This window comes from Chitinimonas viridis, from assembly GCF_030409555.1.
Classification (GTDB): Bacteria; Pseudomonadota; Gammaproteobacteria; order Burkholderiales; family Chitinimonadaceae; genus Chitinimonas; species Chitinimonas viridis.
Map to the genome: position 1 here is coordinate 309,588 of NZ_JAUFPU010000019.1, position 24,553 is coordinate 334,140.

Here is a 24,553-nt window from a genome sequence, read left to right on the forward strand (position 1 = left end):
AGGCTTCATGCCTGCTACAAGATTATCAGGCCTGTTTCATTGCGTGCAGGCCAATCGGGCCGCGCTTTCAGCAGCTGGTCGGGTCCGCCTCCAGATGCCGTACAAAATGGCAATCCGCCTGCACATACCCTGCTTGCCGGAACAAGCCCAAGGAGGCCAGGTTGTCCGGCCTGACGATAGCGTCGATCGCCAGCAGATCGGGCCAGTATTGCTTGATGTGCTGATCGCCCCGCTGCAACATGGCACGGGCCCAGCCCAGGCCTTCGCGGCCCACCAGCAGGTAGATCGACACCTCGGCCCGCCCTGCCCCAGTATGGTCATAACGCAGTACTCCCACCGGCCCGTCGCTGGCTTCGGCCACCAGTAAGCGGCGATCCGGGTTGAGCAGCGATGCCGCCAGCCAAGCCAGGTGCCTATCCCATGGAATGGGTGCAGTCTGTAACGACCAACGCCGCACCGACTCGGCATTGCGCCCTTCATGCAGCAAACGGGCATCGTCCTGAGTCGCCGGTCGTAGCCTTAGGCCTTGTGCCAGCAAAGCCGCCGCGACTCGCTGCGCCCCCAGGCCATCTACCAGTTGCCCCGATCGCTGCGACAGACTGCGGCGCAAGCCATGGTTGCCTGCCAGCAGCCGTATGGCCTCACGCAAACCCGCCACGGTCACCTGCCCGGCCTCGCCTAGATACAGCTGCGCACCTGCGGCTGCCATATGTTCCGCATTGGCAACCTGATTAGGCGCAACCGCAATGCATAGGGTTGGCAGGCCCAAGGCAGCGCGCTCCCAACTGGTGCCACCGCCAGCACCGACAAAAAGGTCGGCCTGGCGCATCAGGCTGGCAAAGTCAGCCACATGCCGGTGCAAGCGCCATTGCGGCTTGCCCTCTGCTTTTTGCACCAAACCTGCCCAGGCTGGGTTGGCCGCACCCGCCACGAAATCCACCTCCAGATCGGGCAGGTCTGCCAGGGCATCCATGGCCTTGAATGTCTCTCCGCCGGCATCCACCCCGCCAAAACTGACTACTACCCGCCTTGCCACTGGCGAAACCATCGTCGCTCCGCCACGGTACGCCGGCCGCAGCAAGGCATAGCGTGGGCCAAGCAAGGCCCTGGCATGGTTTGGCAGCAAGCGGGTGTAATCGGCATGTAGTGCTGACAGATTCTGGTCCAGCAGCAGGTCGGCCGCATGGCCACGATTGGCCAGGTCGTCCACCACCGCAATGCACTGGGCGTATTGCCGGGCGGCCTGCTGCCAATGTGCATCCAGGCCATAATGGTCCACCACCACCCAATCGAACTGGGCCTGCGCGGACAACACTGCCCGCAAGGCGTCGATATCCGCTTGCCAGTCCAGGGCTGCCTCGATATCCACCTCGGCCACCTCCCCCGGATAGACCGCCGGCAAAGCATGGACAACAAAACCCTGGTCCGCGATAAGGTCGAGCGCATTGCCCGGCAAGGCCCTGCAGGCAAAGCTCACTTTTGCACCTGCCGTAGCCAGCACATGGGCCAATGTCAGGCAACGCATGACATGCCCGGAACCTATTGCCAGCGATGCATCTGCCCGAAACAGGATATTCACGGCTGTATCTCGCCTCCTGCCAACAGGGCGCCATAGAGATACTCCGCCCGCTGCCAATCCTCTGCCGTATCGATGTCCTGCACCAGATGGCGCGGCAGTATCACGGGCAAGGAGGCAGGCGAGAAAATCACCTCACCCCGCAACCAGGCCTCGGCCCGGCCCCAGTAGAACTGGCCGGCATCATGGTAAGCCTCTTCCAGATCCTGCGAGCGGGTGTTGCGATACTCCGGGTAAAGCGCATCGATACAGCCATCCTGGTCCAGTCGAATGGCGCGCTGCACCGGAAAAGGAAAGCTGGTTACCGAGAAGGCATAGGCCTTGTCGGTGCGGGCACTCAGCGCGGCATGGCCGGCACGCAGGTACTGCGCCTGCACGAAGGGCGCCGTGGCATAGATGCAGCAGGCCATTTCCACGGGCTCGCCCGCTGCCTGCAAGGCGGTAATGGCGTGCTGTATCACCGCGATGGTGGTGGTGTGGTCATCGGCCAGCTCAGCTGGGCGGGTGAAAGGCACCTCGGCCCCCAGGCCAAGGGCCAGCGCCATGATCTCGGCGTCGTCCGTGCTGACAACGATACGGTCAAACAGGCCACTCGCCTTTGCTGCTGCTATGGAATAGGCCATCATGGGGCGCCCATGAAACAGCCTGATGTTCTTGCGCGGTATGCGCTTGCTACCGCCCCGTGCGGGAATAATGGCGACCTTGGTCATATCATGGCAGCTATCTTAGGTTGTCCGGCAACTCACCATCCCCCTGCTCAACGCAGGTGGGCGTCAACGCTTTTCCAGCAGGAACCAGGTGCAGTCCGTGCCTAGGAAAACCGGGTCGCGACGGTAGCTGAAACCGTAGTCCACCAACGCCAGATCTGGGTAGCGATCCAGCATCTCACCAGCGAAATCCCGTTTGAACAGCTTGCCTTCATGTCCACGGTAGCTGATCTCGACCGGCGACGGATTGTAGTACTCCACCAGCAGGATGTAGCGTCGGCTGGCTTCATACAGCTTGCCATAGGCAATGGGCAACAGCTCCGGCGCCAGATGTATCAATACCCCCTTGATCAGCGCAAGGTCCGATTGTTTGCTTACCGGGTAGTCAAACAAGGAGCCATGCCATACATCGGCAATACCCAACTGGCTGACCTCGGCATGTGCCTTGGCATTCAGTTCGACGCCCGACAGCTGGCAATGTGGCAGTAGTTGCCTCAGGGCTTGCAGGTTCAAGCCACGGTTGGTGCCAAATTCGATCAGGCTTTCCACCTTGCCTGTGCGCCCCAGCACCTTGGCAAACAAGGCCAGGTTGCTGGCCAATAGCGCCGGTCCGTGATTGCGCTCGACATAGTCATCGCCGAAATCACCTTGCCAGAAGGCTTCCTGTTCACTGGGTGTACGCATTGCTGCCTGCCTAAGTAGATGAATACCAAAAAAACACCAGCGACTTTACCGCCAGCCTAGCTGGCCGCCTTGCGCCAGTAAGCCGAGAACTCGTCGATCGGTAATAGCTCGTCAACTATCCCATGCGCCTGCCTATAGTCGTCCACCGCCTCCTTGCAGCCCGGAAACGACAAGTAGTCATCGACGATGACAAAGCCGCCAGGGGAAAGCTTGTGATACAGGTGCTGCAGGCCATCCATGGTCGACTCATACAGGTCGCCATCCAGCCGCAGAAGGGCCAGCTTCTCGATAGGCGCCATTGGCAGGGTATCCTTGAACCACCCCTTGAGAAACTGTACCTGCTCGTCCAGCAGGTCATACCGGGCAAACAGGTCCTTCACGGCATCAATGCCTATGGCCAGATAAGGGTACTGCCCCTTGCTGAAGTCCAGCCCCTTGTCCTGCACCAAGCTGGCCTTGGGCAGACCATCGAAGGAGTCCGCCACCCATACCTTGCGGTCATCCATGCCGTGTGCCGCCAGGAAGCCCCGCATGAACAGGGTGGCGCCCCCCTTCCACACCCCGGTTTCTATCAGGTCGCCAGCAATCCCATCCAGCCGTATCCTATCCAGGCACTGATGCAGATTGTCCATGCGCTTGCGGCCTATCATCGAATGGGCCACAAACGAGAAATTGCGAAACTCGGTAATCTCTTCCTGACCGTTCGGCGTCGTGCGCATCGCGGGCAGCACACCGCCAGTCTCCTTGTTGCTGGTCACCGCAGCAAAATACGGCGTCTCCTCTATCGCCAGGAATTCCTTGATCAACTGGCCTATCGCCGGGCGATCCGGAAAAAACAGTGATTGATACGCCAGCATCACGATCCTGGCTTCATTCTCGATATAGAGATCGTTCAGCAGGCTTTTCTTCAGCAGGGACAAATAGCGTTCGCTTGGGTGCATCGACTATCCTATGTTTGCCTACTATCCCGCCTAGGCTGCAATGGCTTGGCGCAGTGCTGCCACCACCTGATCCTGCTCGCCATCCTGCAAAGCAGCGTACATGGGCAGGCTGATAGCCTCGGCGTAGTAACGTTCCGCTTCAGGGTAATCACCCTGCTTGAACCCCAGCGACTGGTAATAAGGCTGGGTATGTACGGGGATGTAGTGCAGGTTCACGCCGATACCCGCCATACGCAAGGCATCAAACACCTTGCGATGATCCAAGCCACCCTGCACCCTGACCACATACAGGTGCCAGGCCGATTCCGCATCAGCTTGCCGGTGTGGAAGTTGCAAAGGCAGATCGGTCAGCAGTACATCATAGCGCGCAGCCAAGGCGCGGCGGCGTGCCAGGAACGTCTCTAGTCGCTGCCACTGCGAATAACCCAAAGCCGCCTGGATATCCGTCATCCGATAGTTGTAGCCCAGTTCCAGTTGCTGGTAATACCAGGGGCCATCGCTCTCGCCCTGCATCAATGCAGCGTCGCGGGTAATGCCGTGACTGCGCAGGCGAGCCAAGCGTTCGGCCAGATCATCGCGATTCGTCAGTATCAAACCACCCTCGCCGGTCGTAATGATCTTGACCGGGTGAAAGCTGAATATGGTCATATCTGCGTAATCACCGCAACCCACCGGCCTGCCCCTATAGCTGGCCCCGACTGCGTGTGACGCATCCTCAATGACATAAAAACCATATTGGCGAGACAGCTCGCGTATGCGTGCCATATCGCAGCTCTGCCCGGAGAAGGCGACAGGCACCACGATCTTGGGCAAACGGCCCGCCAGTGCTGCGGCCTCCAGCTTGCGGGCCAATTGCTGCGGGCACATATTCCAAGTGCGCGGATCAATATCGACAAAATCGACATCGGCGCCGCAATAACGCCCGCAATTGGCGCTAGCCACAAAGGTATTGGGCGTGGTCCACAGCAATTCGCCAGGGCCCAGGTCCAGCGCCAGGCAGGCAATATGCAGCGCCGCCGTGGCGTTACAGACAGCCACTGCATGCCTGGCCTCGCAATGCTCGGCAATCGCACGTTCAAACCGGGCAATGGCGGGTCCTTGCGTCAACCAATCCGACTGCAAGGTGGCCACCACGGCATCAATATCGGCCTGGTCTATCTGCTGGCGACCGTAAGGAATCATGGCATCAGGGCCGCTGGTTGAGCGCAGCCGTTTCGGCTACCGAGAGGAACTGCGGATTGGTGTCCGAGCGGTACTCGAAGTCTTCATCAACGGGTTTGCCCCGTTCGCCCAGACCATCGACCGCATAGTCGATATCCACATTGGTAAAGCGTGCGGATGGCTGAATCACGAAATGATCCTCAAACTCCAGGGTCATGCGCGCATCATCAAGCGGCACCATCAACTCATGCAACTTCTCGCCGGGGCGTATGCCGACTATCTGATGGGGCAAATGCGGAGCCATGGCCTCTGCCAGGTCGGTAATCCGAATGGAGGGAATCTTGGGTACGAACAGCTCCCCGCCGCGCATGCGGGCGAAGTTCTTCAGCACGAAATCCACGCCATGGTCCAGGGTAATCCAGAACCTTGTCATGCGGGCATCGGTAATCGGCAGCGCTGTGGCACCATCGTCGATCAGCTTCTGAAAGAACGGCACGACCGAGCCACGCGAGCCCACCACGTTGCCATAGCGCACCACGGCAAACCGGGTTGCCTGACCACCGCCAATGTTATTGGCCGCCACAAACAGCTTGTCGCTCAGCAACTTGGTGGCGCCATACAGATTGATGGGGCTGGCCGCCTTGTCAGTAGACAGCGCAATCACCTTCTGCACGCCGTTCTCCAGCGCCGCCTTGATTACATTCTCGGCACCGCTAACATTGGTGCGTATGCATTCCGTGGGGTTGTACTCTGCTGCAGGAACCTGCTTGAGCGCAGCAGCATGCACGACAAAGTCTATGCCCCGCATCGCCTGTGTCAGCCGCTCACCATCGCGCACATCGCCCAGGAAATAACGCATGCAGGGCGCATTGAAGGTCTGCTGCATTTCGTACTGCTTGAGCTCGTCCCTCGAAAAAACCACCACGCGACGCGGCGTATATTGCTTGAGCAGGTTGGTGATAAAGCGGCGGCCAAACGAGCCTGTACCGCCAGTGATCAGGATGCTTTTATCATTGAACACGATCTTCCCCGCCCATCAGAAACACAGAATCCCTTCCAGGGCCTCTGTCTTGGATTATCAATCAGGCCATACAGGCAAGAATCAAGCCAGAACAGGCGTAGATGCCTGCTCTTTCTGTGTTTCACACCATGCTAACCAAGCTGTCCGCAAACCGTCTTCCAGATCACGCGTTACCTGCTCGGCATTCATCAGTGGCGAATCCTGCATGTTCTGCCGCAGCGCCCCCCGTATCCCGGCCAAGCGCTGGTAACCGGCCGGATTGTCAAAAGACACGGCGATATCCACATACTCCTCCTGTGTCTGGGCAATGAACTGCTCCAGGCCCACGCTGGTATTCATGCTGACGCCCATGCGTTGTATGGGTTTGCGGCCTGCCAGCGTCAATACCGGCACGCCCATCCAGAGATCATGAGCGGTCGTGGTGCCGCCGTTGTAGGGGAATGGATCCAGAGCGATATCTATCTGCTGGTGAAAGGCATAAAACTGATCCAGCGGCTTGCGGCCAAACAGCCTGAGCTGCGCCATGGGGAAACCGCAGGCCTCGAATGTCTCGTTCACCGTGTCATTGAGGTTGGATTCATCATCCTTGCCGCCGGTAAACATATGCAGCACCGCCGTAGGCATACGCTTGAACAGGGTGGCCCACAGCGTGATCACCTCATTGTTGATCTTGCCGAAGGCATTGAATGAAGCAAAGGAGAGGTGACCGTTACGCAATGCAGGCAGCTCCCCGACTTCCAGGCCCTGTGCCTCATCGGCAGGCCGGTAACACCAGCCGGAACTGGGCAGGCGCAGCAACTTCTCGGCGTGCAGCGACTCCGTCATGCCTACCGGATCCATGCGCGCATCGGTAATCCGATAGTCGATCGCTGCTATACCAGTGGTCGTCGGCATGCCTATCCAGGTCATCTGTATCGGCGCCGCTTTGCGCGCAAACAGGTACAGCCGATGATGCGCCGTATGGTTGGAGAGGTCGATCAGGATGTCGATCTCATCGAGTCGCAGCAGCTCCAGCACCGCCTCATCCGACAGATCATGGATAAAGCGCCAATGGTCCGAGTACTTCATCAGCCGCAGCGTAACCGTATCGGTATAGGCGTGGGTCGAATAGCAATAGATATCGAGCTTGTCCTTGTCATGCTGCTGCAAGATAGGCTCAAGAAAGAACGCTACCGAGTGGCCACGCAGGTCACCCGAGACAAAGCCCACTTTCAAACGACGATCCGGCAGCACTTCATTGGGCCACACGACATCCTTGCGCAGCAGGTGGCGGGCAAACAACCGGTCCCAGTCCTTGTAGGCATCGGCCAGACGCTCGGGCGAAAGCTCAGGGTCATAGTTCATGCAGAACAGCATGCCCGACGCAGCATCCGGGTGGCGTGGCTGCTCCTCCAGCACCGTCCGGTACACCGCCATCGCCTTGGCAATCTGCCCCATCTTGAGCAGCAGGCTGGCACGCGTCAGCAAGGTTTCATGGGCACCTTCGGCTATGTCCTCCAGTTTTTCCATGAACACCAGCGCCTCATCGAAACTCTGGCGCTCCTGCAGTATGTTGATCAGCTGCAGGTAAGGCGATCCCCAATCGGGCTTGGCTTCAATCGCTTTGCGGAGCAGGGCCTCCGCCTCTTCACCTAGGTTCTGACGGCTCTTGAGATTGGCCAGGCGGGCCAGCGCCTCAGAGTGGTCAGGTTTGATCTCCAGGCAGCGCTCGTATTCCTGCTGCGCCTTTTCATCCTGCTTGCGGAACTCATACACACCGCCAAGGTAGCAATGCGGGTCGGCCGAGTCTGGCGCTAACTGCGCTGCCCGCATGTAGTAAACGGCAGCCTGGTCCATCCAGCCCAAGCGTTCGTATGACAGCCCGAAATTGACGGCTACCTCCACGTCATTGGGGAAGTACGCATATAACTTGCGAAAGTACTCAATGGCCATGCCATGCATGCCGGCCAGCTGGCAGGTTGCCGCCAGGTTGTAGAGCACCCCCCGGTCCTTGGGTGCCTGCTCCAGTATCAGGTCCAGCGTATTCTTGGCTTCCGCCAGATTGCCCAGGCGTATCAGGCAGGCTGCAATATTGTTCTTGATATCCAATGAATCGGGCGTCGCCTCGCCGGCCACACGGTAATGCTGCAGCGCGCTTTCATACTCATGCAGCTCATACTTGCAGTCGGCCAGGTAAAGATGTGCAGGAATCAAATCCGGGCTTTGCGCCAAGGCTTTCTCCAGCGGCGGCACGGCATCCTCTGAGTCCCCCTTGAGCACCAATACCTGCCCCAGATTGAAGTTGGTACGTAGATCATCGGGTGCCAGGGCAACGGCGTGCTCAAGCAGCTGCTTGGCCCTATCCAGGTCATGCTGTTGCAGGCAAACCTGCGCACGGGCATTCAATGCCCGTAGATGATCCGGCTGTGCGTCCAGTACCCAATCCAGCACCCTGCCCGATTCCTCGGTACGTTCCAGCAAAAACAGGCTGACGCCAGCATAGAATGCTGCCGGAACATCCTGCTGCTGCGCCAGTAGGCGAGCCTCTGCCAAAGCCAGCGCCTGGTCATGCTCACCCTGCTCCAGGCAGGCCTCTATTGCTTGATCACTTGCTAGTGTCATCGTTCCGCGTCTCGGGATAATGTGGGCATGTTGAATGGAATAACACAGCGCACGGCAGGCCTGCCGCTAGCGGCCCAGAGGCTGGGCCAGTGTGGGGTCGAGCTTGATAGCTTCATCCATGAAGGTGCTGGACTCTGCACCTCTATCCAGTGCCTGCAGCAGCAAGCCCAGGTTGGCGTGCGCCAAGGCAAAATCTGGCTTGAGCGACAATGACTGCCGGTAGCAGCGCTCGGCAGCCTCGGCATCTTCCATGGCCTGGTAGGCCAAACCCAGGTTCAGGAGCGCCCCCGCGTCTTCCGGCAAGCGTGCCACAGCCTGTTTGAACGCCGCCAAGGCCGGTTCGGCCTGACCCATTGCCAGCAGCAGGCCACCCAGGGCGAACGGGGCATCACCACGCGACTCATCAAGCATGCCTGCACGGCGAAAATGTCTGCGCGCTTCATCCACCTTGCCAAGCTCGCGGCAAGCCACCCCGGCCTGGAAGTAACCGTCGGCTACATCCGGCTGCAGGCTGATCAGCAACTCATATTGCTCCAGTGACTCAGCCCACTGCCCCAGCGCGGCATGGGCATGTCCCTTGGCTTGCATCAGGGGTATCGTCAGCTCGGGCTGGTGCGCTACCCGGCCCAGGTATTCCAGGCTATCGCCATGGCGGCCATCTGCCTGTGCCACCAAGGCACGCAGATACCAATTGCCGCCATGCTCGGGATACCGAGTGGCGAGCTTTTCACACAGATTTTCAGCATCTTGCAGCTTGTTTTCACGCAGGCACTGCCAAGCCCATTCAGTAGCTTGGTCCGGGGTAAGGTAGAGCGGATCTTCTTTCATATGGCCGATACGTGATTGAGTTTGAAAGGGACCAACAATAAGGACTGCTGCGGCGTGGCACCCAGCGCAGCAACGCTGGATATCAATGAGCATAGCAAGGACAAGCCCCTGCGCGAAGATCGCCCAGGCGAAAAAAAACCACCGTCGAAACGGTGGTTTTCCTCGAAGCCCGAAACTACCACAGCTTCAGCATACCAGCGCCAACACTGCCCAGCACGCCAGCGTTGTACTTCTCGCGTGCCACCTTGACATTGATACAGCTGTTCAAGGCCACGGCAGAAGTCGCGCCAAAGGCTACCGAGCCAGCCAGTTGGCTACCGGCGTTGACTGCCGAAGGCAGGCCGTTGGTGCCAAATGCGGCTGTTGCGGTACCCGATAGCACGGTGGCGTTGTTGGTCGAAGCGGCACCGGCAGCTGAGCCGTTGAAGTAGAACAAGGTGCCAATGGTGTTGCTGATCGTCGGGTAGGTAGCCGTCACATTGGTTGCCGTTTGCTGGAACATGCCGCCAGCGATAGGTACCAAGGACAAAGTCACCGTACCGCTGGTGGAGTTCGCGCCGCTTGCACGGGCAATGGCAGTCACAAAACCCACTGCATCGGTATTGGCCGAAGCAGCAGTCAGGCCAACAGCACCCGTGGCAGTGAACGCCCAGTTCTTCGGACGGTTGGCAGTCACAGCGTAAGTCATCTGATCGGCGATATCGACATTCGCATTGAACGTCACATCACAGGTCACCGCCGTCGAGCCCGAACCGGAAACCGACGAATAGGAGAACGGTAGCGCAGCCACCGGCAGGCTGGTCGCACCCGTGGTCAGGAACACACCCGCCGTATTGCGGCCGTTGGTGAACTTGGAATACGCGCTGGCTGCCGGTTCGTTGGCACCTGCTGCACCGATGGTCAGGGCAATGCTGCGACCCGAGGATGCGGCCAGTGTCGAGCTGCTGACGATGTAGGTCCAGGTGTTAGGTGCAGTCCCAGTGCCTTGGATCATCTCAAGCAGAAGCACGCTGGAGGTGGTTTCGTCACCATTAGGCATCAGTGACGCGAAATAGATACCACCAGTAGTCAAGGGCTTGTAGTACACCTGCCCCTGACCAAAGCTCGGGTAATCAGCAGCTTGTGCGGTAAGACCCGCAGCAAGCAAGCCGACCCCTAGTGAGGTCTTGATAAGCTTGTGTTGCATGATTGAAGCTCCTTTGCGCAAAGGGTTGATGGTGCGAATCGATAGTAGGACGGGTAAAAGGTAAATTCAAGTATCAGTATTTACTGAAGTACAACCAAGCCCTTGAATCCACAGCCACCCCACGTACAAGACCACCGCACATGTTATCGACGCGCATTTCTAGAACTTTAGCTCTACTTATTGTGAAAAATACCAACAACCCATCACTGTTCGGCCCTTTCTCTATAGCAGTATTCGCGCCAGTTTGAGGCGCAATTTCCTTGCGCATTCAGGGATATATTCCCCCCCCTGTCCCATCACATGATCAGGCGGCAACCCAGCGCATACGGCAGCACAGTACATTGCAACACCATCGATACCCTTCCCGGCCGCACGGCAGGCCATTCTTTGCCAAGAGTATCGACAAGCTCTCGCAGCTATGCCTACCATGAGTTGCCTACCTTGCGTCAGCCATAGGCTTGGCGGCACAACTCTTGCACTTGTTCCCTGCGCCATTTATCTCTTCCTCTCCTGCCATGACTAGCGAACAGACCCAGAGCACTCAAGAAGAAGCAAGCAAGGAAGCACCGGCCGACAAGGTCATGCGTGCCAGCAAACTCAGCGAGCAAGGCAAGCATGCAGAGGCCCTGGCCCTGCTGGAACCCATGCTGGAAGGTAATCCCGATTTCATTCCCCTGATCAATGCCTATGGCGTGGTACTGGCCCAGGCCGGCGATCTGGATGGCGCAAGAAAGCAGCTGGAACGCGCGGTGGAGCTTGAGCCCAAGATGGTTCAGGGGCTGGTCAATCTCGGCAACGTGGAAAAAATTGCCGGCCGGTTCAGCGAGGCGGCAAAGTACTACCGCAAGGCCATCGAGCTCAATCCAGCCAACCCTGATGGCCATTACAACCTGGCAGTTGTGCAGGCTGAACTAGGCCAGGACGATGCTGCCGCCGAAAGCCTGCGGCTTGCCCTGCTGTTCCGGCCCACCCACGCCGAAGCCCACAACAACCTCGGCCATCTCCATATGCGCCGCAACGAGCTGGAAAAAGCGGCATTCCATCTACGGCAGGCCCAGGTATGGATGCCCAGCCTGTATCAAGCGCGCAACAACCTGATCTCTGTCCTGTATCAGCTAGGCGAATATACCGAGGCCGAAATGCTGGTCAGCGACCAGCTGGCCATCAACCCCGACAACACCACAATACTGCGTGCCCATGCCGTTGGCCTCAGCTATATGGGCAGGCATAAGGAGGCCCATGCCACCCTGGAGCGCGTGCTCGAACTGGAGCCCGAGGCCAGCGATGTGCTGGGCAACCTGGGTACCATCAAGCAGTTCCTGGGGGATTACGCAGGCGCCATCGACTGCATACAGCAAGCCATGCGCCTGCGCGGCACCAATCTGGCAGCCTGCTATGCCAATCTCGGCTCCGTATTCAGCGCCAAGGGTGACGTCCGCGGCGCCGCCGAACATTTCCGCCACGCTCTGATGCTGGCACCGGGCGAATGGCCGCTACTGTCCAACCTGGCAGTAGCCCAAGTGCGTGCCGGCGATGTGGCACTGGGCCTGCAAAGCCTGCGTCAGGCCATCGTGCTGGCACCCGACAAGCCTGAGCTGCAAAGCAATCTGATCTTCTCGCTGCATTACGATCACACCAGCAGCGCCGACACGCGCTATGCCGAGGCACGCCTCTGGAACGAGCGCTTTGCCCTGCCGCTCAAGGACAAACAGCAGGCGCTACCGCATGCCACCGACCCCAACCGTAAGCTCAGGCTGGGCTTTGTGTCCGCCGACTTCCGCGATCATGCTGTCGCCAAGCTATTGGAGCCCGTGCTGCGTGAGTTGGACAAAGACCAGTTCGAGATTGTTTGCTATGCCGCCAACAACCAGGAAGACGAAGTCACCGCCAGGTTGCGGGCGCACGCCACCCATTGGCGCAATATTGTGCCCCTGATACCCGAAGTCTTGGCAGACCGCATCCGCCAGGATGCCATTGATATTCTGTTCGATCTTTCGGTGCACACGCAGGGGAGCCGTCTCAAGGTGTTTGCACTGAAACCCGCGCCTATCCAGATCAGCTGGCTGGGTTTCTTTGCCACCACCGGGCTGGATGCAATGGACTGGCGCATCAGTGATGCACAGATGGATCCCATCGGCCAGACCGAACAGTGGCACAGCGAGAAACTGCTGCGTCTGCCCAGCGCCTTCTGCTTCCAGCCACCCTCAGGCGCAAGTGCCATAGCGCCACTGCCGCTGTTACAGAACGGCCACCTTACCTTCGGCGCATTTACCCACTTCTCCCGTGCCAATAGCAAGGTACTCGATACCTGGGCCGAGATGCTGCTGGAAGACTTCCCTGATGCCAAGCTACTGGTCTACAGCGGCGAATCGGCCGATAACACCGCAGCAATCGACCGCATCTATCGCTTGTTTGCACTGCGCGAAGTCCCGCGCGAGCGAGTGACGGTATTCGGCAAGAAGCCGCTGCCGGAATTCCTTGAACTCCTCAAGCAGGTGGACATCGCGCTCGACACCTTCCCCTATCCCGGCGGCGTCACCAGCTTGCTGACATTGTGGATGGGGCTACCCGTCCTGACTCTGGCCGGCCCTAGCTCATTCGAGCGTGCTGGCGCCAGCATCCTGAACGCACTGGATCTACCCGACTGGATAGCAACCGACACGGCCGACTATCGCCGCCGTGCACGGCAGCTTGCTGGCGACACCGCCAAGCTTGCCGCTACCAGGCTAGGCATGCGTGATCGCTTCTCCCGCTCCACCCTGGGCGATGCCAAGGCATTTACCCATGACTTTGAAGCAGCCTTGCGCACTATCTGGCGAGAGCACGTAGCACAGCATGCCGGAACCGACCAGAGCAGCACCCACTCCGCATAAAGGAAACTGCCGGACAACTCGCTTTCGTCCCGATACGGCGCTGCGCGCGAAAAATTTCTTCTCACCTATACCTTCATAGGCTGCGCCGAAATTTCTCACTCGCATCCGGTCTCGATCACGAGTCGAGGCAGCCGGCAGGCCCCAACACCCGATGCAATCAGTCAAAACCAAAAAGGGAGAGACAATGGTTTCAACGCAAGAGAGCGCCGAAAACTGGGAGAAAGAAGCCACTGCACTCATGCAGGCGGGCAATCTGGGGCTGGCAGCCACAGGCTTGCAGGCCAGATTGGCCGAATCGCCGTTGGATGCAAGGGCACTGGCCTTGATGGGCATGGTGCAACTGATGCTGGAACGCTATGAAGAAGCCGTTGCCTTCTTGCGCGTCAGTCTGCTGCGCGAACCCAATGACGCCCGGACCCTGAACAGCTTCGGTCTGGGCCTGCGCGCCAGTGGCATGCTGCACAATGCACGGCAGGCGCTGGAACAGGCATTGGCGCTGGAACCCAGCGACCCGGCCATCAATGCCAACCTGGCCAACGTCTGTGCCAGCCTGGGTGACCAGGCCCGCGTCCGCGCCTTGCTCGAGCCCATGGTCGATGCCATCGATGAAGCGCCGGTTGAATGGTGGGTCATGCTGGCCGGCGCCCTGTTGGCCCAAGGCGAAGCCCATGCCGCCCACGCCCGCCTCGACACCGCCGTCGCACGCTGGCCCGACCAGCTTGCACTCAGGGTGCAACAAATAGTTGCCATCAGCCTGGCAGGCCAGCATGCCGCCGCACTGGATCATCTGCAAACCCTGGTCAGCATGGTGAACGGCGACCCGGAAGTGTTGGGCCGCCTTGCCAACCAGGCACGTGCCTTTAAGGCCAATGAGCTGGCGCTGGCCTGCTTTGAGCAGTTACGTCGCCAACCTGGATCGAACATGGAGGCCACCTTGAACGCCACCATGAACTTCGGCATCGTACTCGCCGATCTGGACAGGCACGCCGATGCAGTCGCCGCTTTCAGCGAAGCCATTGCCCTGGTGCCCGAGCTGGCCGATGCCTATCGCATGCGTGGCGTGTCGCGCGCCAAGCTGGGTCAGACAGCAAGTGCCATCAGTGATCTACAGCGCAGCTTGCAACTGCATCCAGCCCACCCCGACGCGCTTGCGGCACTTGAAACCCTGCAGGCAGCTCATCCAGCCGCCTGAACTGCCTCGGCATGCTGCCCGTTCAACTCAGCGCTCCGCGCGACACAGGAATGAACCATGCGTAAAGTCCTCCATGTAGGTTGCGGCGACTACCATCCGCTGCGCGTCCACCCCATCTTCCGTTTTGGCGAATGGCAGGAAATCCGCTTCGACATCGACCCCAACGTCAAGCCGGATCTCATCGGCACCATGACCGACATGTCCTCGGTCGAGGACGGGGGCTTCGATGCCATATTCTCGTCACACAATGTCGAGCACCTCTATCCGCACGAAGTACCCGTGGCCCTGTCCGAATTCCGCCGCGTGCTCAAACCAGGTGGCTTTGCCCTGATCACCCTGCCCGATATACAGGCAGTGGCACAGCTGGTGGCTGCGGACAGGCTGGAAGACACCGCCTATATCTCCCCCGCCGGCCCCATCTGCCCAATAGACATGATGTACGGCCTGCGTAGCTCCATGGCCGCCGGCAACCTCTTTATGGCGCACCGCACAGCCTTCACCGCCAAGACCTTGGGGCAACATCTGTTGAATACCGGTTTCAGCGAAGTCTCGGTACGCCACGGCGAGGGCTACGATCTCTGGGCGCTGGCTGTCAAATAAGGGAACCTTGTCTGGCCTGTACAATCAACAAGATGGCAAGGCCACTCAACTGTATGGAGTTCGCGTCATGATGCATATGCTCAAGATAAATACCATGGCCGGTATGGTTCTGCTGGCAGGCGGGCTGACTGCGGCACAGGCTGCTGAAACACTCAAGGTCAAGCCGGGGCTTTGGCAGGTTGACCGCACCATGGAGCTGGGCGCCATGCCCTTCCCGCCCAAGACCGTCCGCTATCACGGCTGCATCAAACCAGGCGACCCCGAAGGCGTACTGGCCATTACCGGCTATGGCCGGCCTGATGTAACCAACGGTTGCAAGATTATCGACAAGGCCATCACCACCAACAGCTACCAGGCCAAGTTGCTTTGCCAGGGCGAACCACCTGGGCCGGGGGTGATCGATATAAAGGTAAGTGGCGACAGCCTGGTTTCAGAGGTATTGGTGGGCGAGCGCATTCCAGGCAGCACCCGCTGGATATCCTTCAAGGACGAAAGCAAGTACCTGGGCGCCTGCCCGCCACCAGAGAAGGCTAGCTAGCCAACACAGTAGTATGTATGGGCAAACAAGAAACCCCGCCATAAGCGGGGTTTCTTGTTGTATGCCATCTTGCCGCAAATCTAGTCCAGCTCGGCCAAGCCCGGCATCAGCACATCAGTAAAACCAAAGTCACGCAGATCCTTGATGCGCATAGGGTAAAGCATGCCGAACAGATGATCGCATTCATGCTGCACCACGCGCGCATGAAAGCCCTCCACCGTACGGTCTATCACCTGCCCATGCTCGTCAAAACCCTGGTAACGCAAATGCTGGTAGCGCGGCACCAGGCCACGCATGCCAGGCACGCTAAGGCAGCCTTCCCAGTCATCCACCATCTCCTCACCCAGAGGCGTGAGGATGGGGTTGCAAAGAATGGTGAACGGTACGATTTCAGCATCCGGGTAGCGCGGGCTCTTGAAGCCGCCAAACAGGGTCAACTGCTTGGAAACACCTATCTGCGGCGCAGCAATGCCTGCCCCATCCATGGCCTGCATGGTGTCCTGCATGTCCTGTATCAGGGCTGCCAACTCCGGCGAGCCAAACTCTTCAGGCGTTACCAGCTCCGCTGTTTGCAACAACAGCGGGCTGCCCATCTTGACTATCGGCCTAATCGCCATCGACTTTCACCAAGGCTTCCAGTATGCGGTGCACATGCTCAATGGCCTCGCCAAAAACCCCTTCGGCCGCAGCCAGATCGACATGGTGCTGGCTATTGCCACGGCCGGCAGCCCAATTGGAGACCACGGCGATGGTGGCATAGCGCAAGCCGGCCTCGCGGGCCAGGGCGGCCTCGGGCATGCCTGTCATGCCTACCATGTGCCCACCATCGTTGAAGATGCGGTTGATCTCGGCGGCGGTTTCCAGCCGGGGGCCTTGCGTCGCGGCATAGACACCACCATCCACCACCTTCTGCCCGGCAGCATGGGCAGCCTTGAGTATGCGCGCACGCAGCTTGGGGTTGTATGGCTCGGTAAAGTCCACATGGGTTACCGGCTTGTCGCCACCTTCAAAATAGGTGTGCTTGCGGCCACTGGTGTAATCAATGATCTGATCAGGCACCGCCACCGTACCCGGCGGTAGGTCGTCGCGTATGCCACCCACTGTGCAGACCGACACCACGCGCTTGACCTTCTGTTCGGCCAGCGCCCAGATATTGGCGCGGTAGTTGATTTCATGCGGTGGGATGGTATGGCCGTAACCATGCCGGGCAATGAACACCACCTGATGCTCATTGATGTCGCCAAACGTCAGTGCGCCAGAAGGCTCGCCATAGGGGGTGCGAATAACCTGCCGATGTGTGATCTTGAGATTCTTGAGCCGGGTAAGACCGGTTCCGCCGATGATGGCGAGCATGCGCCCGTCCCTTTCTTGTTCGTTCGAGCTTTATTGTAAGCGGGTTTGCAGTGCGGGCAATACCACGGCTTGGGGGCGCTCAGGAATACCCACTGTGCCAAACCTGCGGCAATGATGCAAACAGACTGGCTTGCCGCTTCAATCCAGCGCCAGGGTGTAGGTGCGAAACACCTGATCATATTGCCAGCCGTGCGCCTCGTATACACGCTGCGCTACCGTATTGTCGTGCGCGGTAGAAAGCTGCAGATAGGCGGCACCGCTGGCGCGCCCCAGCCGGCGTGCTTCCTCCAGCATGGCGGTAGCCACGCCATGGCCGCGTGCCTCGGCTGCGGTATATAGGTCGTACAGCACCCAGATGGGCGCCAGCGCCACCGAACAGAAGGTCGGGTAGAGCTGCATGAAGCCCACCGCCTTGCCATCCAGTTCTGCCAGAAAAACAACGGACTGTTCGCTTTGCAGGCGCATGGTCAGCCAGGTGCGGGCCGCACTCTGGTCGGATGGCTGCTGGTAGAACTGCCGGTAGGCATCAAACAGTCGGGTGGCTTCCGCCAGATCATCCCCTGCCTTGAGCTGGCGTAATTTCATAGCTGCTCACCTGTGGTGCAGAATTGATGCAGATAGGCCGTGAACTCCTTGCCCACCTCGGGATGGCGCGAAGCATAGGCCAGCGTGGCCTGTAGATAGCCAAGCTTGGTGCCGCAATCGTAGCGCACCCCTTCAAAAGGCAGGGCCAACACCCGTTCCTCTTCCAGTAGGGCAGCAATGGCATCGGTCAGCTGTATTTCACCGCCCTTGCCTGGGCTTGCCTTGATCAAATGCCGGAAAATGCGCGGGCTCAGTATGTAACGCCCCACCACGGCCATGGTGGAAGGTGCTTCAGCCGGCTTGGGCTTCTCAACGATGCCGGAAATCTTGAGGTGCCCACCGCCATTCGGTGCAGCCACAACAATGCCGTACGAGCCTGTCTCCTCGCGCGCTACCTCCTGCACGCCAATGATTGAGCTGTGGGTATCGTCATACAGCTCCACCATCTGCTGCATCACTGGCTTGGTAGCATCAATCAGGTCATCAGCCAGGATCACCGCAAAGGGCTCGTCACCGACCAGCGGACGGGCGCAGAGTACGGCATGGCCCAAGCCCAAGGCCTCGGGCTGGCGCACGTAGGCGCAGCAGACATTGCGCGGAATGATATTGCGCACCATCTCCAGCAACTCATGCTTTTGCTTGGCCTCCAGCTCGGTCTCCAGCTCATAGGCCTTGTCGAAATGGTCCTCAATAGCGCGCTTGTTACGGCCCGTCACAAATATCATCTCGGTGATGCCGGCGGCGATGGCCTCCTCCACGGCGTACTGGATCAATGGCTTGTCCACTACGTTCAGCATTTCTTTGGGGCTGGCCTTGGTGGCAGGCAAAAAACGCGTGCCCAGTCCAGCAACTGGGAAGACCGCCTTGGTAACTTTTTGCATTCGGAGATATCCGCCTGAATCTTTATGTTTCGGTTGTGGCTGCCGGCGACAACAGCGCGAGCAGACCCGCTTCGTCCAGTATGGGCACACCAAGTTCCTGCGCCTTGGCCAGCTTGGAGCCAGCCTCCTCGCCAGCCACCAGGTAATCGGTCTTCTTCGAAACCGAACCCGACGCCTTCCCGCCAGCCGCCTCGATCAGCGCCTTGGCCTCGTCGCGGCTCAAGGTGGGTAGCGTGCCGGTAATCACCAGGGTCTTGCCAAGCAAGGGGCCTGTCGCCAGGTTTTCGCTGGGCTCGAACTCGTCCCAGCGCACACCTGCAGCGCGCAGTTGCTCCACCACCTCGCGATTATGGCTCTCCTGCAGAAAATCACGAATGCTCTGCGCAACCACCGGCCCCACATCCGGTACTGCCTGCAGGGCAGCCAGCGCAGCAGGCTGGTCGTCCAGTGTCGCGGCATCCAGCAGGGCGTCCAGCTTGCCAAAGTGGCGCGCCAAATCCTTGGCTGTGGTTTCACCCACATTCCGTATCCCCAGGGCATAGATGAATCTGGCCAAGGTGGTGTTGCGGCTTTTGTCTATGCCGGCCAGCAGGTTGGCAGCCGACTTCTCTGCCATACGCTCCAGCTCTGCCAGTTTGACGATGCCCAATTTATAGAAATCAGCCGGTGTCCGAACCAAGCCCACGTCCACCAACTGCTCTACCAGCTTGTCACCCAGACCCTCGATATCCATGGCGCGTCGGCTGGCAAAATGCAGCAGCGCCTGCTTGCGCTGCGCCGAGCAGACCAGCCCCCCCGTACAGCGGTAGGCCGCCTCCCCCTCCTCCCGGGCCACATGGGAGCCACAGACAGGGCAAGCTGCCGGCATCTCGAAGGGCTGGTACTTCGCCACCTCTCGGGGTGGTGACAGCAGGTCCACCGCCTCGGCGATCACTGGGCGGCGCTCCATCACCACATCGACCACTTCGGGGATCACATCCCCCGCACGGCGAACTATCACGGTGTCGCCGACGCGGATATCCAGTTGGCGTATACGGTCAATATTATGCAAGGTGGCATTGGTGACCGTGACGCCACCCACAAATACAGGCGCCAGGCGGGCCACCGGTGTAATGGCGCCAGTGCGGCCCACCTGTACGTCTATGCTCTCCACCGTGGTCAGCATCTCCTGTGCCGGATACTTGTGCGCCACAGCCCAGCGGGGTTCACGGCTGACAAATCCCAACTGCGCCTGCAAGGCACGGTCATCAACCTTGTACACCACACCATCAATATCAAACGGCAGGCTATCTCGCTTGGCCGCGATGGCAGTATGAAAAGCCACCAACCCCGCAGCGCCCTCTGCGATGGCGCGGTCGGTGCATACCGGGATACCCATGGTCACCAGGGCGTCCAGCATGGCGCTGTGGCTGCCTGGCAGCGCCCAGCCTTCCACCTGCCCCAAGCCATAGGCAAAGAAGCTGAGTGGCCGCTGTGCGGCGATGCGGGGATCCAGCTGGCGTACCGCACCTGCCGCCGCATTGCGCGGATTGACGAAGGTCTTCTCACCGCGCTCACGCTGGCGGGCATTGAGTGCGTCGAAATCGTCACGCCGCATATAGACCTCGCCACGCACTTCGAGCACGGGCGCTGCCACACCCGCCAGGCGCAAAGGAATCTGGCCTATGGTGCGGATATTCTGGGTGACATCCTCGCCGGTCTCGCCATCGCCACGCGTGGCAGCCCGTACCAGGATGCCAGCTTCGTATCGCAGGCTGATAGCCAGGCCATCGAACTTCAGCTCGGCCGCATAAGCAATGGCCGGCGCATCGGCCGCCAGGCCAAGGTCACGTCGTACCTTGGCATCAAAATTTGCGGCCCCACCAGGGCCGGAGTCGGTTTCAGTACGGATGGACAGCATGGGTACGTCATGCCGCACCTGGGCAAATTCCGGCAGCGTCTTGCCGCCTACCCGCTGGGTCGGAGTATCCGCAGTCTTTAGCTCGGGGTGGGCTGTTTCCAGTGCATCCAGCTCACGGAACAATCTATCGTACTCAGCATCGGGTACGCTGGGGGCGTCAAGCACATAGTACTCATGGCCATAGCGATGCAGTAGCGCGCGCAGTTCGGCAGCGCGTTCGGCAAGAGAAGTCATCATGTATTTTTTCAGGCAAACAGACGCAGGGCAGCTACGCCCCCTGCAGGGATACCGCGATCATCCATGCGGGCATAAATGCCCACCAGTTGCTTGCGTATGGCAGCCAGGTCGGCTGGCTTGAGCGAACGGTTGTCATCGTCCACCAGATCGCCCCCCAAGGTCAATGCCATCTGCTGCGCCAGGTCGGCAATCCGGTCGAACGCCTGCTCGCCACCCGCCACCCTGGGCACATCCAGCAGGATGGTGATCGATGGCGTGTCATCAAGCGCATCTATCGGGCGATGATGGCGGTCGGCCAGGCTGAACAGCGTCTTGCCAGACTCGGAGCGGGCGTGGAATACCCCGTCGGCCTCCAGCACGAGGCCGGCGGCCTCCGCCATGGCAGCAACGCGATTAATAGGAAAAGGCGCGCGGCTGGACACCACGTTGAGACCAATCTGCATGTCCACCTCCACGCAAAATGCATCCAGCTCCTTGGCAACATGAAGCTTGTCCTCCCGTCGTGGGAAGGTTGCCACACCACCTTCACTGGCAGCAAAGCCGCTCAACGCCTCGCAGAACCTCACCATCTGTGCTTCGCTCACCGGGCCTTGCCGGTCAACCAGCTGCAAACCCACACGCAATTCGTTGTAGCGCTGACCTGGACGTATCAGTTCCCACTCGTCGCCTTCATTCAAGCCCAGTACCTTGACCCGCTTGCCCACCTCTATCTGTGGCACAACGGCAAAATCCACCGGCTCGCCAGGATGCACCTCGGCGATAAAGTCCAGCGACGGATCCAGCACCGCCACCGCCAAGGCGATGTTTTCGCTTAGATCCACCGTTTCGGGCGCATTATTGGCCGTCCCCAGCACCGGTGCAGGCTCATCCAGCGAGGGCTCGAAACGCATGCCCGTTTCGCCTTGCCGCACCATGTTCTTGGGAGTATCCAGCAGCACATCGGGATGGCTCTTGGCAAATGCATCGGCAGCGCGCTTCTTGAAGCGCCATTCCTGCCAGCTGTTATAGCCCCACACCCCACCGACCAGTGCCAGACCCAGGCTCAGGGTAATCCAGTGAAAATCGGTCATGCCTTATATTCTCCGCGCCATGCATGCGGCGTACGATAGCGGCGGAGCTTAGCGGATGTAGTGGCCTGCGCCAAGAACGGCACAGGTATTCACAGGGCAATGTACCCACGGCACCATCACAGTTGGCACAATTGCCAACACCAGGCTCAACGCTGCCTGCCATAGTGCGCCAATTTTTCACGCAAGGTGCGCAATGTCACATCGGCAGCCAGCTCCCGGGCAGAGACCTGTGTCACTTCCGCCATGCCGCGACCCAGCGTCACCAGGCAGCGCCTTTCTTCATCCTTGCTTAGCGCCAGCCGCAAGAAATCCTGTTCCAGCTCATCCTTGAGGACTTGCAAGGCAGCGGCAACCGCCCCCTGTCGCTCACGCCACTCGCCTTGCAGTTGCAGCAAGGCTTTTTCGGCCTGCGCTGCAAAGCTGGTCAAGACCATATTGCGCTCCTGCAGGGAGGCAGCCACCTCCAGCGCCCGTGCGCGGGCATCCAGCCCCTCTCCCAGAACGCTGCATAAATCACGCACCCGTTGCAGCTTCACCGCCTCGCCCTGTGGCAGATTGCGCACCAGTATGCTGGCGTGGTCAAAGTTCAGCGCCAGATGGTCGCGAAACTGAAACACCGGCCCCGAAAGGCGGGAGTTATGGATGATCGAGGTCTCCAGCGGCGTGGCGTGGCCGCGGGGATTGAGTGTGTACTTGTCCTTGCCGACGCGCACCTGCACATTGGCATCAATGCGCCAATCGCTCAGCGCATCCACGCCAACCCGGGCCAGACTCTGCATATCGTCCGACACGCCCATCTGCCGCAGGGCCTCCAGTGCAATACCGATCTCGCTGAGATCATGCTTGACGGCATCAGCTGCAGCACGGGCCGCCTGCTCCTCCTTGGCCAGCAGGCGATGCCGGCTGATCCATTCGAGCATGATGCCCACCTTGGCCAGCAGTTCGTCAGCCCCCATGCTCTTGAGCAGGAAGTCCTCCCCGCCCGCCTCATACGCCTCCATGCGTTCATCCAGCGTATCGTGGCTCGAATGGAACACCACAGGCGTTGCCGCAGTCTCGCTGTGCGCCTTGAGCTCTCGGCACAATGCAATGCCGTTGACGTCAGGCAGCTCGATATCCAGGATCACCAGATCCGGCGCATAGCGCGCCAGCGCCTCCTTGAAACCCGCTCCCCGATCAAGCGTATCTATGGCGTAATGGGCGCCGAGTATGCCTGCCATCCGGCGCAATTGCAGTGGATCGTCGTCCACGATCAATATCTTGGTGGCTTGCATCCCATCCTCCAGCGTTGCGCGGTTAAATTCAGGCGTGCACAGGCAGGTATAGGCGATGCAGCCATGCAAGAGCAAGCCAGACCCACGTCGCGCAGCCCCTTAGGGTAACCCCGCACCATCTCAGCACCTCACGGGCTGGGTCCACCCATGTGCCACCGCCTGAAAGGCATTGATCAGCAATGCGTCGAAGCGGGTATCCAAGCCGCCATGGATGTCAAACACCGCCCTCAGTGCACCACGGCGGTATTCCTCACCATCCAGACCCGCCACCATGTCGTAGAACATATCGGCACAGGCCAGCATCTGCGCGCCAGGATGCAGCCCGCCTGGGCCGCTACGCAAAGGAAAGCCCCGCCCGTCCGTCCATTGGTGATGCTGGCGCACGATGGTGGCGGCCTCGGTACAGGCCGGGTCAGCGGCCAGTAGCCACTGTGCTGCCAATTCCGGATGCAAGATCCAGCTATCCCACGGTTCATCCTTAGGCTTGGGCGGAGCGGCAAAAAAACCGTTGGGCAGGGCCAGCATGCCCACATCGTGCCAATACACCGCCAGCGTCAGCGGCCCCTCGGCCACGGGCTGGGGGTAATGCCGGTTCAAAGACAGCACAATCTCCAGCTGGGTAGGCACACGGCGCTGCCAGGCCGGATAGCGCAATGCCAGCGCCTGCGCCAGTTGCTGGCCCAGCAACAAGGCGGGATTGTTCTCCGCCAACGGTATCGGTGTCGACGCACTGTCATCCCAGCGGCTAGGCGCCTGCAGCAGCTCCCCTGGATTATGTGCCGCCAGCAATACATGGCGCGCCGCCTGATCCGCCCTACCCTGGCTGGTGGCTTCGCTCAACTCGTCTATGCTGGCCAGCAGGCCAGTCAATGGGGTGTCATCAAAATGGCGGGTACGCTGCAGGGTAAGCGCCATGTCACGCACCCTGTCCAGGCTCTGTAGCACGGCCTCGGCGATCAGTGGCGTACACAATATCCGCCTCTCACGCAGTGCTTGCAGCACGTTTTCCAATCGATGCACAAAGTCAGCAATCGGCTCGGCGCCGCAATAGGCAAAATCCCCCTTGATGCTATGCACATGGCGAAAGGCACTGGCAACCAGGTCCGGGTTCTCACGGAATCGCACCAACTGGTGCATATCATCCTCAAGCAGCGGGAGCCGGTCACCCAATTCGGTCATGACATCCTGCAGTAGCTCGAAGTTGACCTGACTACTATCCATGCTGCCTCTCCGTATTGGTTGTTCTGCAGCCTACCTATGCCGCCTGAATGACCAGTTGCCTGCTGGAATATACTTCCCTCCCGGCACCAGGACACTGCCCATCAGTATGGCACCATCGCCAGCG

General features: G+C 59.7%; 21 protein-coding genes. 4 read left to right on the top strand and 17 right to left on the bottom strand.

The window, feature by feature from the left end; genetic code table 11:
* Nucleotides 1–67: 67 nt before the first annotated feature.
* The 9 genes from pseG to QWZ03_RS20025 form a co-directional block, all read right to left on the bottom strand.
* Nucleotides 68–1,579, bottom strand: a complete 1,512-nt coding sequence (gene pseG / locus QWZ03_RS19985; protein ID WP_290334378.1) for a UDP-2,4-diacetamido-2,4,6-trideoxy-beta-L-altropyranose hydrolase — start codon at nucleotides 1,577–1,579, stop codon at nucleotides 68–70.
* On the bottom strand, nucleotides 1,576–2,286 hold the full coding sequence (pseF, locus tag QWZ03_RS19990) for a pseudaminic acid cytidylyltransferase (RefSeq protein ID WP_290334379.1): 711 nt from the start codon (nucleotides 2,284–2,286) through the stop codon (nucleotides 1,576–1,578). Before pseF ends, pseG begins: the two co-directional genes overlap by 4 nt.
* 63 nt (nucleotides 2,287–2,349) lie before the next feature.
* Nucleotides 2,350–2,967, bottom strand: a complete 618-nt coding sequence (locus QWZ03_RS19995; RefSeq protein ID WP_284196051.1) for a pseudaminic acid biosynthesis-associated methylase — start codon at nucleotides 2,965–2,967, stop codon at nucleotides 2,350–2,352.
* Between the two features lie 56 nt (nucleotides 2,968–3,023).
* Nucleotides 3,024–3,908: a TylF/MycF/NovP-related O-methyltransferase gene (locus tag QWZ03_RS20000; protein WP_290334380.1), complete on the bottom strand. Its 885-nt coding sequence runs from the start codon at nucleotides 3,906–3,908 to the stop codon at nucleotides 3,024–3,026.
* A gap of 30 nt (nucleotides 3,909–3,938) precedes the next feature.
* Nucleotides 3,939–5,090 carry a UDP-4-amino-4,6-dideoxy-N-acetyl-beta-L-altrosamine transaminase gene (gene pseC, locus QWZ03_RS20005; RefSeq protein WP_290334381.1) on the bottom strand — a complete coding sequence of 384 codons (1,152 nt, stop codon included), beginning with the start codon at nucleotides 5,088–5,090 and terminating at the stop codon, nucleotides 3,939–3,941.
* Nucleotides 5,091–5,094: 4 nt separating this feature from the next.
* Nucleotides 5,095–6,090: a UDP-N-acetylglucosamine 4,6-dehydratase (inverting) gene (pseB, locus tag QWZ03_RS20010; RefSeq protein ID WP_290334382.1), complete on the bottom strand. Its 996-nt coding sequence runs from the start codon at nucleotides 6,088–6,090 to the stop codon at nucleotides 5,095–5,097.
* A gap of 81 nt (nucleotides 6,091–6,171) precedes the next feature.
* Nucleotides 6,172–8,691: a tetratricopeptide repeat protein gene (locus QWZ03_RS20015; RefSeq protein ID WP_290334383.1), complete on the bottom strand. Its 2,520-nt coding sequence runs from the start codon at nucleotides 8,689–8,691 to the stop codon at nucleotides 6,172–6,174.
* Nucleotides 8,692–8,757: 66 nt separating this feature from the next.
* Nucleotides 8,758–9,519, bottom strand: coding sequence for a tetratricopeptide repeat protein (locus tag QWZ03_RS20020; protein WP_290334384.1), 762 nt, complete (start codon nucleotides 9,517–9,519; stop codon nucleotides 8,758–8,760).
* A gap of 175 nt (nucleotides 9,520–9,694) precedes the next feature.
* Nucleotides 9,695–10,705: a hypothetical protein gene (locus QWZ03_RS20025; RefSeq protein WP_290334385.1), complete on the bottom strand. Its 1,011-nt coding sequence runs from the start codon at nucleotides 10,703–10,705 to the stop codon at nucleotides 9,695–9,697.
* Nucleotides 10,706–11,220: 515 nt separating this feature from the next.
* On the opposite strand from QWZ03_RS20025, the gene QWZ03_RS20030 reads away from it, so the two are divergent.
* The 4 genes from QWZ03_RS20030 to QWZ03_RS20045 all read left to right on the top strand — a co-directional run bounded on the left by QWZ03_RS20030 (nucleotide 11,221) and on the right by QWZ03_RS20045 (nucleotide 15,908).
* Nucleotides 11,221–13,578 carry a tetratricopeptide repeat protein gene (locus tag QWZ03_RS20030; protein WP_290334386.1) on the top strand — a complete coding sequence of 786 codons (2,358 nt, stop codon included), beginning with the start codon at nucleotides 11,221–11,223 and terminating at the stop codon, nucleotides 13,576–13,578.
* Nucleotides 13,579–13,762: 184 nt separating this feature from the next.
* A complete protein-coding gene (locus QWZ03_RS20035; RefSeq protein ID WP_290334388.1) occupies nucleotides 13,763–14,770 on the top strand; it encodes a tetratricopeptide repeat protein in 1,008 nt (335 codons plus the stop codon).
* A gap of 57 nt (nucleotides 14,771–14,827) precedes the next feature.
* On the top strand, nucleotides 14,828–15,370 hold the full coding sequence (locus QWZ03_RS20040) for a class I SAM-dependent methyltransferase (RefSeq protein WP_284196060.1): 543 nt from the start codon (nucleotides 14,828–14,830) through the stop codon (nucleotides 15,368–15,370).
* A 67-nt stretch (nucleotides 15,371–15,437) separates the two neighbouring features.
* Nucleotides 15,438–15,908 (top strand): DUF3617 domain-containing protein, encoded by a 471-nt coding sequence (locus QWZ03_RS20045; RefSeq protein WP_290334389.1) that lies wholly within the window; start codon nucleotides 15,438–15,440, stop codon nucleotides 15,906–15,908.
* Between the two features lie 80 nt (nucleotides 15,909–15,988).
* Here QWZ03_RS20045 and QWZ03_RS20050 read toward each other — a convergent pair whose 3' ends face one another.
* From QWZ03_RS20050 to QWZ03_RS20085, 8 genes are all read right to left on the bottom strand, one after another.
* Nucleotides 15,989–16,525, bottom strand: a complete 537-nt coding sequence (locus QWZ03_RS20050) for a peptide deformylase (RefSeq protein ID WP_290334391.1) — start codon at nucleotides 16,523–16,525, stop codon at nucleotides 15,989–15,991.
* Entirely contained in the window at nucleotides 16,515–17,261 is a 747-nt protein-coding gene (locus QWZ03_RS20055) for an S-methyl-5'-thioinosine phosphorylase (RefSeq protein ID WP_284196067.1), read from the bottom strand. The genes QWZ03_RS20050 and QWZ03_RS20055 overlap by 11 nt, the downstream gene beginning before the upstream one ends.
* Before the next feature lie 138 nt (nucleotides 17,262–17,399).
* The gene (locus tag QWZ03_RS20060; protein ID WP_284196068.1) at nucleotides 17,400–17,846 is read right to left on the bottom strand and encodes a GNAT family N-acetyltransferase; all 447 of its coding nucleotides are present in this window, start codon (nucleotides 17,844–17,846) and stop codon (nucleotides 17,400–17,402) included.
* A complete protein-coding gene (gene galU, locus QWZ03_RS20065) occupies nucleotides 17,843–18,727 on the bottom strand; it encodes a UTP--glucose-1-phosphate uridylyltransferase GalU (protein WP_290334392.1) in 885 nt (294 codons plus the stop codon). The genes QWZ03_RS20060 and galU overlap by 4 nt, the downstream gene beginning before the upstream one ends.
* A gap of 22 nt (nucleotides 18,728–18,749) precedes the next feature.
* Nucleotides 18,750–20,861, bottom strand: coding sequence for an NAD-dependent DNA ligase LigA (ligA, locus tag QWZ03_RS20070; protein WP_290334448.1), 2,112 nt, complete (start codon nucleotides 20,859–20,861; stop codon nucleotides 18,750–18,752).
* A gap of 11 nt (nucleotides 20,862–20,872) precedes the next feature.
* Nucleotides 20,873–21,934, bottom strand: a complete 1,062-nt coding sequence (locus tag QWZ03_RS20075) for a cell division protein ZipA C-terminal FtsZ-binding domain-containing protein (protein WP_290334393.1) — start codon at nucleotides 21,932–21,934, stop codon at nucleotides 20,873–20,875.
* A gap of 146 nt (nucleotides 21,935–22,080) precedes the next feature.
* Nucleotides 22,081–23,208 carry a response regulator gene (locus QWZ03_RS20080; protein ID WP_290334394.1) on the bottom strand — a complete coding sequence of 376 codons (1,128 nt, stop codon included), beginning with the start codon at nucleotides 23,206–23,208 and terminating at the stop codon, nucleotides 22,081–22,083.
* 120 nt (nucleotides 23,209–23,328) lie between these two features.
* Nucleotides 23,329–24,429, bottom strand: coding sequence for an Hpt domain-containing protein (locus tag QWZ03_RS20085; RefSeq protein WP_290334395.1), 1,101 nt, complete (start codon nucleotides 24,427–24,429; stop codon nucleotides 23,329–23,331).
* Nucleotides 24,430–24,553 lie beyond the last annotated feature (124 nt).

What these genes read in the sequence shown, in the direction of transcription:
- pseF (WP_290334379.1), bottom strand. Translation starts at nt 2,286, where the DNA reads ATGACCAAGGTCGCCATTATTCCCGCACGGGGCGGTAGCAAGCGCATA.
- QWZ03_RS19995 (WP_284196051.1), bottom strand. Translation starts at nt 2,967, where the DNA reads ATGCGTACACCCAGTGAACAGGAAGCCTTCTGGCAAGGTGATTTCGGC.
- QWZ03_RS20000 (WP_290334380.1), bottom strand. Translation starts at nt 3,908, where the DNA reads ATGCACCCAAGCGAACGCTATTTGTCCCTGCTGAAGAAAAGCCTGCTG.
- pseC (WP_290334381.1), bottom strand. Translation starts at nt 5,090, where the DNA reads ATGATTCCTTACGGTCGCCAGCAGATAGACCAGGCCGATATTGATGCC.
- QWZ03_RS20015 (WP_290334383.1), bottom strand. Translation starts at nt 8,691, where the DNA reads ATGACACTAGCAAGTGATCAAGCAATAGAGGCCTGCCTGGAGCAGGGT.
- QWZ03_RS20020 (WP_290334384.1), bottom strand. Translation starts at nt 9,519, where the DNA reads ATGAAAGAAGATCCGCTCTACCTTACCCCGGACCAAGCTACTGAATGG.
- QWZ03_RS20025 (WP_290334385.1), bottom strand. Translation starts at nt 10,705, where the DNA reads ATGCAACACAAGCTTATCAAGACCTCACTAGGGGTCGGCTTGCTTGCT.
- QWZ03_RS20030 (WP_290334386.1), top strand. Translation starts at nt 11,221, where the DNA reads ATGACTAGCGAACAGACCCAGAGCACTCAAGAAGAAGCAAGCAAGGAA.
- QWZ03_RS20035 (WP_290334388.1), top strand. Translation starts at nt 13,763, where the DNA reads ATGGTTTCAACGCAAGAGAGCGCCGAAAACTGGGAGAAAGAAGCCACT.
- QWZ03_RS20040 (WP_284196060.1), top strand. Translation starts at nt 14,828, where the DNA reads ATGCGTAAAGTCCTCCATGTAGGTTGCGGCGACTACCATCCGCTGCGC.
- QWZ03_RS20045 (WP_290334389.1), top strand. Translation starts at nt 15,438, where the DNA reads ATGATGCATATGCTCAAGATAAATACCATGGCCGGTATGGTTCTGCTG.
- QWZ03_RS20050 (WP_290334391.1), bottom strand. Translation starts at nt 16,525, where the DNA reads ATGGCGATTAGGCCGATAGTCAAGATGGGCAGCCCGCTGTTGTTGCAA.
- QWZ03_RS20055 (WP_284196067.1), bottom strand. Translation starts at nt 17,261, where the DNA reads ATGCTCGCCATCATCGGCGGAACCGGTCTTACCCGGCTCAAGAATCTC.
- QWZ03_RS20060 (WP_284196068.1), bottom strand. Translation starts at nt 17,846, where the DNA reads ATGAAATTACGCCAGCTCAAGGCAGGGGATGATCTGGCGGAAGCCACC.
- galU (WP_290334392.1), bottom strand. Translation starts at nt 18,727, where the DNA reads ATGCAAAAAGTTACCAAGGCGGTCTTCCCAGTTGCTGGACTGGGCACG.
- ligA (WP_290334448.1), bottom strand. Translation starts at nt 20,861, where the DNA reads ATGACTTCTCTTGCCGAACGCGCTGCCGAACTGCGCGCGCTACTGCAT.
- QWZ03_RS20075 (WP_290334393.1), bottom strand. Translation starts at nt 21,934, where the DNA reads ATGACCGATTTTCACTGGATTACCCTGAGCCTGGGTCTGGCACTGGTC.
- QWZ03_RS20080 (WP_290334394.1), bottom strand. Translation starts at nt 23,208, where the DNA reads ATGCAAGCCACCAAGATATTGATCGTGGACGACGATCCACTGCAATTG.
- QWZ03_RS20085 (WP_290334395.1), bottom strand. Translation starts at nt 24,429, where the DNA reads ATGGATAGTAGTCAGGTCAACTTCGAGCTACTGCAGGATGTCATGACC.